Origin of the sequence: Paenibacillus sp. FSL E2-0178, from assembly GCF_038593005.1 — a bacterium.
Lineage (GTDB): Bacteria > Bacillota > Bacilli > Paenibacillales > Paenibacillaceae > Paenibacillus_AQ > Paenibacillus_AQ phytohabitans.
Map to the genome: position 1 here is coordinate 4,037,085 of NZ_CP151953.1, position 14,246 is coordinate 4,051,330.

The following is a 14,246-nucleotide window of genomic DNA, read 5'->3' on the forward strand; positions in this document are numbered from 1 at the left end:
CCCTTTCATCCTAATAAGTATACATCAGATGTAAGCATTCCCTTAAGCGAAATCTGACATGAATCCGAACTCCACACTCCACACAAATAGCGCCTGCTCCGCGCGGCTTGCTTCCGCGCGATCAGACGCTGTACGTTTTCTGAACATGAATGGTTACTTGATGTAGAATTAACCCGATGTACCTGCAGCCTTAACCGGCTTAAGCACTTCGGTGCACAGCACTCCCAGCTTGGCCTGAATCGCTTTGAATTCCTCTATTCCCGTTCCGGTAATGCTGTATGCCTCACCATGAGCCGTGAGAAAGTTCTCCTGGGTCAGCCGCTCCAGCTCCTGTTTCACTTCGCGTTCCGCTACCCGGTATCCCAAATCCTCCAGCTCCGGCTGCATCTCCGTCAGTGTCAGATTCCTCTCATGTGCGAAATAAAGCATATGGATCCCTATAAACAAGTTCTGTACGTCGGCGCGCATATTCCACTCCTTCCGGCTATAAGCCTTCGGTATATTTATAAAAGCATTACCCTGCCCGGGGTTGCCGGAAACATCCGCCCGGAGACTATTCATACATCTTCCTGATCTTCCACTAACCGGATAATTCCGTTATTGCTTGACGTATTGCGCTCCGCTGTACTATCTTGTTAGTTAACAGTTATGGATTCATACTGACTCAAGGTACAGGAAGGTGATGCTTCATGTTTCAAGCCATGCCTTATGATGGCACCCGCAGCGAACGGTTCGAAGCCGTTCTAAGCCAGCTCGGGGCACTTATGGAGGGCGAGCCCAATGCTATCGCCAACTTATCCAATGCTTCGGCTCTTTTAAAGCTTTCTCTACCGGACACCAATTGGACCGGTTTCTATTTATTTGACGGCAAAGAGCTGGTTCTGGGCCCGTTCCAGGGACTTCCGGCATGCATCCGTATTCCGCTTGGCCGCGGCGTATGCGGAACAGCGGCTGCGGAACGCCGCACCCTTGTCGTAGGCGATGTCCATGCCTTTCCGGGGCATATTGCCTGTGATGCTGCCTCGAACAGCGAAATCGTAGTTCCGCTGGTTAAGGGGGATACCCTGTACGGCGTACTGGATATCGACAGCCCGCTCAAACACCGCTTCGACGATGAGGAACGCCGTTTCCTTGAACGGTTCGCAGCCATGGTATCCGAGGTGCTGTAATTCTCCTCCTCTCCATATGCCTTAGCATGAAGAAGCCGCTCCACTGCAGGAATGTCCTGCTGATGGAGCGGCTTCTTCATGTGCAGAAATAGCACAGGCTGAAGCTCCTGCTAGCGGAGATTCAGCCTGTAGCTGACGCGTTATACCTTAACCGGATGGATATGCCAGATCTCGGAGGCATAGCGGGCGATCGTATTATCACTGGAGAATTTGCCGGAATGGCCGATGTTGATAATTGACTTCTTAAGCCATTCCTTCTGGTTGCGGTAGGCCAGGTCAATCTTGACATGGGTCTCCACATAGCTGGCGAAATCCTTGAGGACGAAGAACTCATCATTATTATCAAGCAGCGACTGGTAGAGCGTATCGAATTCCTGGGCATGAGCGCAGAACGGTCCAGGTACAATCAGCTGATCCAATACTTCCTTCACCCGGCCGTCGCCATTATAGATATCGCGGGCGTGGTAACCGCCGTACTGGTAGTAGTCCATGACCTGCTCTGCCCGGAGACCGAACAGGAACATGTTATTGTCCCCTACCATTTCGTGCATTTCCACGTTGGCTCCATCCATTGTTCCGACGGTCAGTGCACCGTTCATCATAAATTTCATGTTCCCGGTACCGGAGGCTTCTTTGCTCGCTGTAGAGATCTGCTCACTTACATCCGCTGCCGGAATAATCTTCTCCGCCAGCGATACCGAATAATTCTCCAGGAAGAAGATGCGGATCTTGCCGTTAATATCCGGGTCCTTATTCACTACATCAGCCACCGTATTTATCAGCTTAATGATCCGCTTAGCCAGATGATAACTCGGGGCCGCCTTCGCACCGAAGATGAACGTACGCGGTACGATGTTCAGCGAAGGGTTGTCTTTGATCTGATTGTACAAATGCATAATGTGCAATACATTCAACAGCTGGCGCTTATACGCATGCAGCCGCTTCACCTGCACATCGAAGATAGAGTCGGGGTCCACCCGGACACCGTGCTTCCCGTAGATGTAGTCGGACAGATGCAGCTTGTTGCGGCGTTTGATCGCAGCCACCTGCTCCTGGAAGGAGGAATCCTCACTGTATTTGATGAGTCCAATCATCTCCTGCGGCTGATGAATCCAGCGGGTGCCGATCGATTCGCTGATCAGTCCGGCAAGCTCCGGATTGGCATGCTGCAGCCACCGGCGGTGTGTGATGCCGTTGGTCTTATTATTGAAGCGGTGCGGATACATCTCATTGAACAGGCGCATCTCACGCTTTTGCAGAATTTCCGTATGCAGTGCCGCTACGCCGTTTACGCTGTGGCTGGCCACGATGGCGAGATGCGCCATCCGGACCTGATCATCATGAATGATGGCCATCTGATTGATCCGGTTCTGGTCTCCCGGATACTTGCTCATCAGCTCCCCGCAGAAGCGGGCATTGATCTCCTCAATAATCAGGAAGATGCGCGGAAGCAGCTCCTTGACCATGCCAAGCGGCCATTTCTCCAGCGCCTCACTCAGAATGGTATGATTCGTATAAGAGACCATACGTGTTGTCATGTCCCAGGCCTGATCCCAGCCAATCCCGTGCACATCCATCAGTATACGCATCAGCTCAGGGATAACCAGTGTAGGATGCGTGTCGTTAATATGCAGGGCCACCTTATCAGGCAGGCTGTCGATCGGAGCCCCTGTCTTGGCGAAGGTACGCAGAATACTCTGCAGTCCTGCACTACACAGGAAATATTGCTGTTTCAGCCGGAGAAGCTTGCCTTCGTATTGTGAATCATCCGGATACAGGAACTCCGAGATGGATTCTACGGAGCGCTTATACTCCAGGAACTTGTGATAATCTGTTCCCCCCAGCGCACCGAATACTCTCGAAGGCTGCGTAATCGACTCTGCACTCCAGTTGCGCAGTGTATTCACATGCCTGCGGTCTGCCCCGATAACCGGAATGTCATACGGAACGGCCCTCACGGCTTCATAGTCCTTGTGCTCAAAGAACAGCTCATCATTCTCCCAGCGGGTATCCACATGTCCCCAGAAGTGCACTTCCACCTGTTTGTCTTCACGGCGGACTTCCCACACATTATCATTCTGCAGCCAGTAGTCCGGCAGCTCTACCTGATATCCGTCTACAATCTTCTGCTCGAACAGGCCGTATTTATAGCGGATGCCGCAGCCATGCCCTGCATATTGCAGTGAGGCGAGCGAATCCAGGAAACATGCGGCCAGGCGGCCCAGACCGCCATTGCCAAGTCCTGCATCCGCTTCAACCTCCTCGATATCCTGCAGGCAGAAGCCAAGCTCCGAGAGACCTTCACGGACAACCTCCAGCACACCCATATTCAGCAGGTTATTGCCCAGAAGCCTGCCGATCAGAAACTCCATGGAGAAATAATAGACCTGCTTATCTTGATCGATCTTGAACTTCTGATTGGTGTCCGCCCAGTTCTTGCCGGCATTCTCGCGGATCATATTACCGAGGATATTGTAAATATCGGCGTTCGAAGCTTCCTCCAGCGGTTTGCCTAATTTCCCGATGAGTTTCTCACGGAACACTTGTTTGAAAGTTTCTTTATCGTTGAACAACAGCAGGTTCCTCCTAACAGATGCTTGTATTTGTGGAAAAATATTGCCTATTACAACACTGGATCAGAAGAACTGCCGCACTGCACAGTTCCCCTGATCCAGATATTATATCTTGCTGCTCTTGGCAATGACAAACGGACGCCTGCTGTCTCCGACGAGTATCCGGTCCTTGCTCAGATGCACGTCTTTGTCCATAATGACATTCTCAATTACGGCATTCTCTTCAATTACACATTTCTGCATGATTACAGAATTGATGATTTTGGCTCCCTTGCGAACCTGTACACCACGGAAGATTACACTGTTCTCCACGGTTCCGGCAATAATACAGCCGTTGGCTACCAGCGAATTGCTGACCGAGGCGCTGTCCAGATAACGGGTAGGGGCTTCATATTTAATCTTGGTCTGCACCGGACTCTCTTTGAACAGGCCGAAATAATTCTCCTGCTTCAGCAGCTCCAAGCTGTTCTTGTAGTAGCTCTCCAGCGAATTGATTACGGAATGATAGCCTTTGTATTCATAGGCGGCAATCTTGAACTTGTGGCGGTTCTTCTGAATGGCATCGCGGAAGAAATAACTTTCGCCATGGGCGATGCAATGCTCCACCTGCTCCAGGAACAGCTTCTTCTCCATAATAAAGATATCCAAATATACATTGGGATGATGCTTCTCATGGTGAATATTCGTTACAGTGTTGTCTTCATCGACCTCTACCCGCAGGCAGGGATCATGTTCCGGCTGCAGCTGATCGATCTGCTTGTAGACCATGGTCACATCTGCGCCCTGCTCCAGGTGGTACTGGTATACATCCTGCAGATCAACCGTATTAATGTGCTGGCTGCCGGAGAATACAATATATTTGGCAGACGCCCGTTTGAAGAAATCCAGATTGTTATGATAATGCTGCAGATCGCCAAGGGACGTGTCCGTAGGGTCATTCCAGTCCGGCGGCAGTATGAACAACCCGCCGTGCTTGCGGTTCATGTCCCAGGATTTCCCGTCGCCGAGATGGTCCATCAGCGAGCGGTACTTGCGGCGGACGAACAGTCCCACGCTCTCCAGCTCCGCACGCATCATGTTGGATAAGACGAAATCGATCAGCCGGTAACGGCTGGCGAACGGGACCGCTGCCCCGCAGCGGAAATAGGTCAATTCATTTAAATTATCCAGTTCATGGTCAAGATTGATTACGCCCATAAGCTCTTTCATCGGTATCCCCCGTCCTCTGTGGTTATATGGTTTTGGCTGCTACGGTTTTGTTTTTTTTGCTGCGTTTGTCAATCAGCAGAATTTCGTCCTCATTCTCCCGGTCGACGCCGATTTCCATATAATCCTCAATGACTGTGTTCTCACTGATGATGGCTTTGTGGATTCTTACATTCTTGCCGATCTTCACCTTAGGCATAATCACAGAATCCGTAATCACGCTGCCTTCGCCTACTTCTACCCCATAGAACAGTACCGAATGCTTAACCTCACCGTATACAATGCAGCCTTCGTTAATAATGCAGCTGGACACCTTGGCTCCCGGTGCAACATATTGCGCCGGCTGATTCGGATTACGGGTGAAGATTCTCCAGCTCGGATCATTCAGGTTCAGCGGAGGAGTGTCACTCAGGAGATCCATGTTCGCTTCCCACAGGCTGTCTACAGTACCGACATCTCTCCAGTAGCCTTCGAATGGATAAGCATACAGGGACTCCCCGTCATTCAGCATCAGCGGAATGATGTCCTTCCCGAAGTCATGGGATGAGCCGGCGTTCTCACCGTCCTCAAGCAGATGCTTGCGGAGAACATCCCATTTAAAAATATATACACCCATAGAAGCAAGTGTGCTCTTAGGTTTGGCAGGCTTCTCATCAAACTCGTAAATCTTGAGATCGTCTTCCGTATTCAGTATGCCGAAGCGGCTCGCTTCCTCCAAGGGCACGTCAATGACCGAGATGGTGCAGTCGGCGTTCTTGGATTTGTGATACTGCAGCATAGCATGATAATCCATCTTGTAAATATGGTCACCGGACAGAATCAGTACATGCTCCGGATCAAATTGATCAACAAACTTAAGATTGCGGTAAATCGCATCAGCCGTGCCCCGGTACCAGCTGCTTCCATTCTCCCGCTCATGCGGCGGCAATACAAATACCCCGCCATCCTTGCGGTTCAAATCCCAGTCACTGCCGACTCCAATATACGAATGCAGCACCAGCGGTTCATACTGTGTCAGTACACCCACTGTGTCGATACCCGAATTCGAGCAATTACTTAAAGGGAAGTCGATGATGCGGTAGGTTCCTCCGAAATAAACAGCCGGTTTGGCAATCGATTTGGTTAATCCCTTCAATCTTTTTCCTTGGCCTCCCGCCAATAGCATGGCTACCATCTCTTTTTTCTTCATGGAAGAGCCTCCTTGACTTATGGGTAATGAAACATGTAATAAATAGGTTGAATGATTGGTGCGGTGTAGTGTAGATCCCACATTGAAACCCAAAAAGAAATGAAGCGGAAAGAAGCAAACCATAAGAAATGCATGTGACAGGAATGAATCAGATTTAAAACGGGGGAGGAAACAGAGAATCGGGACATGCTGCCGGTTTTGCAGAAAAAAAACGCTCAAAACCGGGACTGTATCCTTATTGTAAAGTGTTCTCTACCCGCCGTCAAAACCCTTTATTGTCCGCTTCAAAAACTTTTAATTTCTAACTATATTCCTTATTAATAACATTAATATTTCCGTATAATTAGATTAACCATTATGATTAACCATGAACGACAATTCTGAATCCAATCTTTGGCTCCAAAGACCTATTTTCAGCAAACGTTCAACGTATAGCGTCATACTATGGACACTATAATCACTGAATATGGAGGAACTGCTAATGAAAGCAGCGCAAGGCGTCCGATTGCTTCTGGTGGATGATGAGCCTCATATCCTCCAGTTTCTCGAACTGGGATTAATGAACGAAGGATTTGAAGTACAGACTGCGCCGGATGGTGCAGGTGCAATCGCTGCAGCCGCAGAGTTCAAGCCGCATGTCGTGATTCTCGACGTCATGATGCCCGGCATGGACGGCTTCGAGGTCGTCCGCTATCTCCGTTCAGAGGAGGCGGAGGTGGCCGTGATCATGCTTACCGCCAAGGATGAAGTGGATGACCGGGTTAAGGGCCTGTCTATCGGTGCGGATGATTATATGGTCAAGCCCTTCAGCTTCGACGAGCTGCTGGCCAGGATACAGGCCCGTCTGCGCAACCAGTTCCCGGGACTGCTCGGCGAGGTGCGCTGCGGCCCCTTCCGGATTGACGGCCGGCGCAAAGAAATCCGCCACAAGGAGGAGGTGCTGGAGCTCTCGCCCACAGAATATGAGCTGCTGCAATATCTGGTTATTAACCACGGGCTGGTGCTGAGTAAACCCATGATTCTGGACAAGGTGTGGGGATATGATTTCGGCGGCGAGGAGAATATTGTTGAGGTCTATATCCGTTCCCTCCGCGAGAAGCTCGGTGACAAGGATCACCGGATTATCCGCACCCTTCGCGGCGCGGGATACCGGGTGGACCTTGTATGATTGCCCGGACCCGGGGCTTCTTCAGCAAACTGCAGGCACCGCGATCCCTGCGCAAACAGCTGCTGGCCACCTCACTGTTAATCCTGTCCGTATTGCTGATTCTGATCGGCGTACTCCAGTATGCTCTGATGCGGAATTTCATCTACAGCAACCGCGCGGAGGCGATGGAAACCCAGATGCGCTCCGTGCCGCGCGAATTCTATTACATTAATCTTAATAATCCGCTGAACAACCCGGCAGTTGAGAACAACAGTGCCGGAGACAGCACCCAGAGGGGAGCAGCAAACGGAACTTCTGGCGGCACCTATGCTCCCGGCAATACCGCCAGTATGAATCCGGGCCAGAGCAGCAGCCCCCAGAGCGGAACTCCCGGCGGGACTGACAACGCCGGGAATAACGGCAACATGAGCCCTGACAACAAGCGGTTCTACGGAGACCGCCGCCCGCTGCTGCTTGATGCTCATACTACGATAGCCATATACAGCTCAGACGGTACCTTCAAGGATCTGCAGGAAGAAACCCTGTCTGCGTCAGCAGCACCAAGAATGAGTAACGGGGAATATAACAGCCTGCTGAAGCAGGCATCCGATAAGGCTACCGGGAAATACAGGCTGATTACCGCAGCAGACGGCAACGAGCATCTGGCTGTCTTCATGAACCTTGGCAGGCCGGGTGCTACTAAATTGTTGCTGCAAATGAGCGTAGAAACCGGCCCCCTGAGAGATGTGATTATGCAGCAACTGCTGATTTTTGGCGCGTTATCGGTAGTCGCACTGCTGGCCGGACTGTTCCTGTACTTGCCCGCGCTGCGCAAAACGCTGATTCCCTTGTCCAAGATGGGGGAATCCGCCCAAAGCATCGACGCCGGCAATCTCGATGTGCGCTTCCCTGTAGATCAGGGACAGCTTGAGGTCGACAAGCTCTCCCAGTCCTTCAATGGAATGCTGGAGCGTCTGGAGATTTCTTTTCACAATGAACGCGAGGCCAAAGAACAGATGCGCCGGTTCGCGGCAGATGCATCCCACGAGCTAAGAACCCCGCTGACCTCAATATACGGATTTCTGGAGGTACTGCTAAGGGGAGCAGCCGATAACCGGGACCAGCTCTATAGCGCGCTCAACAGCATGCACGGAGAGGCCAAACGCATCAACAAACTGGTGGAGGATCTGCTCCTGCTCGCCCGTATGGATGGTGCTCCGCAGCTGCGGGTCAAGAATCTGCTGCTCGGTGAGATGATTGACGAGATGCAGCCGCAGCTGCTGGTGCTGGCCGGCAAACGGAAGGTGAACTTCGATATTTCTTATGGCGTACGCGGCCCTGTGGATGCTGACAAAATAAAGCAGGTTATTCTTAATCTATTCCATAACGCCGTGCAGCATACGGATGCGGAATCCGGAGCGGTACAAGTCTCGCTGCATGCCAGAGGAACATGGGCTGTTCTGACTGTGAAGGACAACGGCTCCGGTATTGCTGCCGGACATCTCCCGCATGTCTTCGACCGGTTCTACCGCAGTGATTCATCCCGCACCAGAAAGTACGGCGGCTCGGGGCTCGGATTATCCATTACCAAGTCAATCGTGGAGGCGCATCATGGAGAGATTACTGTAACCAGCACTCCTGGTGAATTCACAATCTTCCAAGTCTCTCTCCCCTGCCTGCCGGATTAGCTAATGACCTGTAATTAACGATATAATAGTAAGCAGAAGAAATAGCTGTCCTCATTGAGCATGGCTAACAAAACTTAAGCCCATGCTTCCGGTGCGAGTTTTGTACGAGGCGAATTCACGGAGTATGGGCTACAACAAAACTTAAGCCCACGCTTCCGATGCGAGTTTTGTACGAGGCGAATTCACGGAGTATGGGCTACAACAAAACTTTTAGGAGGTTACATCATGTACGAAATCGCTATTATCGGCGCCGGTCCTGCCGGGGCAAGTGCCGCATTGTTCGCCGCCAAGGCGGGCAAAAAAACACTGCTGATTGACAATGACAAAGGCATGACCCGCAGAGGCTGGTATGAGAACTTTTACGGAATCAGCGAAATCGGCGGACCCGACCTCGTGGAGACCGGACATAAGCAGGCCGTGAAATTCGGAGCCGAGCTGGTCGCTGAGCAGGCTACCGGACTGAGCGCAAGCGGTGAAGGGTTCGTAATCGAGACGGAGAGCGGAGCTGCTTACGAGGCCAAGCATGTTATTCTGGCTACAGGGGTACTGACCGATCTGGCCGCCAAGGCCGGAGTGGAAACTAAGGATGGCACGGAGCCAAGAATCAAGACGGTTGTTGCGGCTACTGCAGAAGGCAAAACCAATATTGACGGCATCTGGGCAGCAGGAACAGTTGCCGGTGTGAGTGTGCACGCTATCATTACTGCCGGAGACGGCGCCAAGGTTGCGGTTAATGTTATCAGTGAGCTGAACGGTGCGCGGTATGTTGATCACGACTTGCTGAAGGCTTAATTCACACAGACTAATAATATTCCCAATAAAAAATGCATAAACGACCTGCCTTCATCATGAATGAAGGGCGGGTCGTTTTTTTGTTATAAGGGAGAAGAATCAGCTAGCCTAGCAAGGCTATTGTTGGCAGATACCCGCTACTGAGTGTGCAAGCCTTGAACAAACACCTTTATCCGAGAACCGCTAATCGCAACAGAGTCTGCTGCAGCCTATCCAAACTGCGGATTGTTGTACTAAATGCAGGATTTCCAGCTCAGGAACCCCACAAAATAGATATTGCTGCAGAAAATACAGCATTTCAGCGCCATCGAGACTCCAGCGCGCTAAATTGTTGCATTTCGTGCAGGATTTCCGATTTTTCCGGGTAAATATCTTTGGATTGTTGTATTTTATGCAGGATTTCATGAGCCGAGCGCTATAACGGGGCGTTGAACCTAGGAGGCCTTTGGGGTTCGGGGGGTTCGGGGGGTTCGGGGGTCCAGGCGTTAACGATAATGCTCCAGGCCAGCCGCAGCAAAAAACTGCTCCGGACGATCACGGTTCGCTTGCCGTAATCGTAATCGCCCGCGCAAGCCTTCCGTTATTTGTTAAGATGCGCTACTCTGTGCTTCTGTGCACTCTGCTGCTTCTTGCCGCCATAGAACTCCTGAACAATGTAGAGCGGACGTCCCTTAGACTCATCGTAAATCCGGCCGACATACTCGCCCAGTACGCCCAGCATGATCAGCACAAATCCGTTGAAGGTTAGCGTAATCCCGATCATCGACGCCCAGCCCTTAACGGCCTCGTCCGTAAAGAGCGCCAGGTAGAGCACATACATAAGGTACAGAAAGCCGGATGCGGACAGCAGTACTCCCAGATAGCCCGCCAGCTTCAGCGGTTTGTAGGAGAAGGAGGTGATACCGTCCAGTGACAGCTTAATCATGCGTTTCAGCGGATATTTGGTTTCGCCCGCCAGGCGTTCATCACGCTCATATTCAAGCGCCTTCTGGCGGAAGCCCACCCAGCTTACCAGTCCGCGGACGAAACGGTTTTTCTCCGGCAGCCGTTTCAGCTCATCGCATACCTTGCGGTCAATCAGCCGGAAATCACCGGTATCAACCGGGATAGAGATATCTGTCGAATAGCGGAGTATCCGGTAAAAGAGGGCTGCCGTCCATTTTTTGAACAGGGACTCCCCGTTTCGTTTGATACGCTTGGCGTAGACGACCTCGTAGCCTTTTTTCCACTCGGCAATCATATCCAGAATCAGTTCCGGAGGGTCCTGCAGATCCGCATCGATAATAACCACGGCATCTCCAAGCGCATAATCCATCCCTGCTGTAATAGCAATCTGATGGCCGAAATTACGGGACAGGTCAATCAGCTTCACACTTTCATCCCAGTAGCTGTACTCCTCGATCATCTGCGCACAGTTGTCCGTACTGCCGTCATTGACGAAGAGCAGCTCATAGGACTCCCCTGTTGCTCCCATTACTTTCTTGATCCGCCGGTACGTCTCCTGAATCACTTCCTCTTCATTGAACATCGGTATAATTATGGAATAGCGCACTTGGGTGCTCATGGGCAGCTCCTCCTCAAATGATGTAGTTACTTAGTTAAGCGTGACCTCGTATAATGTTCCGCCAGCGCCCCCTGATGTTCCCTGCCAGTCTGCGGACGGAATCTCCGTCCCGTTCTCAGTGATCCAGGATGTAATTTCCGAGCTGCCGCCTCCGCGCCCGCCGCCCATACCGCCGCTGCTGACCAGGAAGTATTTCACCTGACCGCTCTCTACGAGCGCCTTCAAAGTATCTGTGGTATAGGGAACGTCTGATGCGTTGAATCCGTTAAGGATAACCACCGATTCGCCCTCGTCGATAATATAAGCACCTGCCGTTCCATAATCCATAGCTGCGAACAGGTATTTCTCGCCGGTATTGTTTTCTTTAAGATAGGCCAGCAGATTCTCATTAACTCCTGTAGCGCTATTCCTGCCGCCCATGCCGCCAGCACTGCTGCTGTCCGGGCCCGCCGCCGGAGTCATGCTGTTATTGCCGTATGTGATCGGTGTAAAAGCCCAGTAGAGCGGACCGATCAGCAGAACGAGAAGTCCTGTTACAGCAGCGGCATGCAATAATGATTGCTTATTTGTGCTGGCTTTCAGCAGCCGCAGGATGAGCAGCACTACGGAAGCTGCAACACCCGCTGCCAGGACAACAATGGACCAGCCGCTGCCGATGGTATCGTCATACGGATGGATGATATATACCTCGAGCACCGTTGTTGCGAGTACCGCTGCCGGAAGCAGCCAGGACAGCCAGACCGCACGTTCCTTGTAATAGCTCCAGAGCTGTGACCACCCTGCACCTGCCAGCGCCGCAACCGGCGGAGCCATCATGATCAGATAATACTGGTGGAAGAAGCCGGCGATGCTGAAGAAGCCCATGACCGGCAACAGCCAGGCGAGCCAGAACAAGGCCTCCTTATGCTTCCGGGTGAAGTTCTTCCGGCGCAGGCTGGCAAAAATCCCGATGCAGCCGAACAACACGAACGGCAGCAGCCAGCTGGCTTGGCCGGATAACTCGGACTGGAACAGCCGCAACGGGCCGGCGGTACCGGTATTAAACATCCCGCCAGCGCCACCGCCGCCGTTCATTCCGCCCCGTCCGCCTTGGCCGCCGTCCCCGCCGCCCCAATCACCCGACTGACGTCCGCCTCCGCCCGTTCTGCCTCCTCTATCCTGCCCCTGCGTTCCGTCAGCCTGACCAGGAGCCGTTCCCCGGCCTCCGCCGTCTCCATTCAACGCCGGCATTTCACCGTCAAACTCCGGCATCTCCCCGTTCATTGCGGGCATTCCGCCGCCGCCAAAACCGCCGCCGCTTCCGCTGCCGCCCGTACTGCGGTCACCGGTTAAACGGGAGACCCCGTTATAGCCAAAAGCCAGATTAAGTACAGAGTTGGTGCCGCTGCTTCCGATATAAGGACGTTTGTCCGCCGGTATGGAATCAACAATTACCGCCCATGAGAGCGAAACCGCCAGCAGCACGGCGGTGCAGGCGGCCAGAATCCCGGTTTTCTTCTTCCAGTTGACCTTGGCCGCCAGAATATAGAAGAGATAGAATGCCGGAACAACCATATAGGCCTGCAGCATCTTCTCATTGAAGGCTACACCAATCAGCCCGAATGCAGCCAGTAAGCTGCCCATCCGGCCGGTTCTGATGCCCCTGAACAGAAACCATGCCGCCAGCAGCAAAGTAAATACCAGCAGCGCATCAATATTGTTCGTGCGGCTCACTGCAGCTGCTACCGGTGTAGCCGCCATAGCCAGGGCAGCGAGCCGTGCAGCGGCTTTTCCAAAAGTAGGCTTCACCAGCAGATAGACGATTAAGACCGACCCTACACCGCCCAGTGCCTGCGGCAGAATGACACTCCAGCCATGCAGGCCAAAGATCAGCGCACTTAGGGTCTGCAGCCAGAACGTTACCGGCGGCTTATCGACAGTTACGGATCCGGCAGAGTCAAGTGAGGCGAAGAAGAAGTTATGGAAACTCTGCAGCATGCTCCCTACTGCCGTAGTGTAGTACGAATTGACATATTGATCATTCCAGATTCCATAGCCGTACAGAACTGCCGCCAGCAGCAGAATACCCAGCAAGACGACGTCGGAACCCAGCCTTTTTAACCATTTCATAGATTCACCCGCTCCAATCCGTTCTTCTTGACATCCGGTAAGACGCCTTGTTGACCGGCCTTGTCTTTGTATAGGTGTATTATTGCATCCTTACCTTAACTCATAATGAATACTGGCTGAATGTTTGCTGAAACGGTACTGTATAAAAGGGAACGGCAAACACCCCCGCTTAGCCGTCCATGCTGCCTGAGCAGCACTCTAGAGAACGGATGCGGGGGTATACATAAAGCACACAGGGCAATATTCTTAAGCTAATCTTACCTACGGCTTGCGGGCCAGCGCTGTCACCTTACCGAGGGTATTCCAGTTGCGTGCGGTGAGATTCGTGCCCAGCAGCTTGTCAAACTGCACTTTGAACAGCGGCGATTCGCTTACACTCACCTCATAGTAAGTGTACATTTCTTTGCCGATCACCCGTACCTGATCCGCTCCATCCTCATAGGGACGAACCTTCTCCAGCGCTTCAGCCGAAGGCTCGTCAGCCAGAAATGAAACATACAGGCGTTTGAATTCCTCCTGCTCTGTCAGCGGGAACGGATTGCCGGCAATGACCGCTTCCAGCTCCTCCACGGAACGGAGGATCACAGGGACCTCGAAGCCGAAGGTCTCCCGGATACGCTGGCTGATCACTTCGGCAAGCCCTGCGCCGGAAGCCGCTTCACTCTCAAATACCACGTTGCCGCTCTGGATATATGTCCGTACATTCGCATACTGAAGCTCCCCGAACATCGCCTTAAGCTCCTGCATTCTGATCAACTTGTTGCCGCCGACATTAATTCCGCGCAGCAGTGCGATGTATGTATTCATAA

General features: G+C 52.3%; 11 protein-coding genes. 4 read left to right on the forward strand and 7 right to left on the reverse strand.

What is annotated here, in order from left to right:
- Positions 1-168: 168 nt before the first annotated feature.
- Entirely contained in the window at positions 169-468 is a 300-nt protein-coding gene (locus MHI42_RS17470) for a hypothetical protein (RefSeq protein ID WP_039309934.1), read from the reverse strand.
- 221 nt (positions 469-689) lie between these two features.
- On the opposite strand from MHI42_RS17470, the gene MHI42_RS17475 reads away from it, so the two are divergent.
- Positions 690-1,169 carry a GAF domain-containing protein gene (locus MHI42_RS17475; RefSeq protein ID WP_039309920.1) on the forward strand — a complete coding sequence of 160 codons (480 nt, stop codon included), beginning with the start codon at positions 690-692 and terminating at the stop codon, positions 1,167-1,169.
- 140 nt (positions 1,170-1,309) lie between these two features.
- On the opposite strand, the gene MHI42_RS17480 is transcribed toward MHI42_RS17475, so the two are convergent.
- The 3 genes from MHI42_RS17480 to MHI42_RS17490 form a co-directional block, all read right to left on the reverse strand.
- A complete protein-coding gene (locus MHI42_RS17480; RefSeq protein WP_171715676.1) occupies positions 1,310-3,742 on the reverse strand; it encodes a glycogen/starch/alpha-glucan phosphorylase in 2,433 nt (810 codons plus the stop codon).
- Positions 3,743-3,847: 105 nt separating this feature from the next.
- On the reverse strand, positions 3,848-4,951 hold the full coding sequence (glgD, locus tag MHI42_RS17485; protein ID WP_171715675.1) for a glucose-1-phosphate adenylyltransferase subunit GlgD: 1,104 nt from the start codon (positions 4,949-4,951) through the stop codon (positions 3,848-3,850).
- Between the two features lie 22 nt (positions 4,952-4,973).
- Positions 4,974-6,137 carry a glucose-1-phosphate adenylyltransferase gene (locus tag MHI42_RS17490; RefSeq protein ID WP_171715674.1) on the reverse strand — a complete coding sequence of 388 codons (1,164 nt, stop codon included), beginning with the start codon at positions 6,135-6,137 and terminating at the stop codon, positions 4,974-4,976.
- A 481-nt stretch (positions 6,138-6,618) separates the two neighbouring features.
- Between MHI42_RS17490 and MHI42_RS17495 the strand changes: the two genes are divergently transcribed.
- From MHI42_RS17495 to MHI42_RS17505, 3 genes are all read left to right on the forward strand, one after another.
- Positions 6,619-7,305 carry a response regulator transcription factor gene (locus MHI42_RS17495; protein ID WP_039309913.1) on the forward strand — a complete coding sequence of 229 codons (687 nt, stop codon included), beginning with the start codon at positions 6,619-6,621 and terminating at the stop codon, positions 7,303-7,305.
- Positions 7,302-8,972 carry a HAMP domain-containing sensor histidine kinase gene (locus MHI42_RS17500; RefSeq protein ID WP_342424595.1) on the forward strand — a complete coding sequence of 557 codons (1,671 nt, stop codon included), beginning with the start codon at positions 7,302-7,304 and terminating at the stop codon, positions 8,970-8,972. The genes MHI42_RS17495 and MHI42_RS17500 overlap by 4 nt, the downstream gene beginning before the upstream one ends.
- Before the next feature lie 225 nt (positions 8,973-9,197).
- A complete protein-coding gene (locus MHI42_RS17505) occupies positions 9,198-9,764 on the forward strand; it encodes an FAD-dependent oxidoreductase (RefSeq protein WP_342424596.1) in 567 nt (188 codons plus the stop codon).
- 580 nt (positions 9,765-10,344) lie between these two features.
- On the opposite strand, the gene MHI42_RS17510 is transcribed toward MHI42_RS17505, so the two are convergent.
- The 3 genes from MHI42_RS17510 to MHI42_RS17520 all read right to left on the reverse strand — a co-directional run bounded on the left by MHI42_RS17510 (position 10,345) and on the right by MHI42_RS17520 (position 14,244).
- Positions 10,345-11,328, reverse strand: a complete 984-nt coding sequence (locus tag MHI42_RS17510; protein WP_342424597.1) for a glycosyltransferase family 2 protein — start codon at positions 11,326-11,328, stop codon at positions 10,345-10,347.
- A gap of 30 nt (positions 11,329-11,358) precedes the next feature.
- Positions 11,359-13,437, reverse strand: coding sequence for a glycosyltransferase family 39 protein (locus tag MHI42_RS17515; protein WP_342424598.1), 2,079 nt, complete (start codon positions 13,435-13,437; stop codon positions 11,359-11,361).
- 261 nt (positions 13,438-13,698) lie between these two features.
- Complete coding sequence (locus MHI42_RS17520; protein WP_342424599.1) at positions 13,699-14,244, reverse strand: DUF1697 domain-containing protein; 546 nt, start codon at positions 14,242-14,244, stop codon at positions 13,699-13,701.
- Between the last annotated feature and the right edge of the window lie 2 nt (positions 14,245-14,246).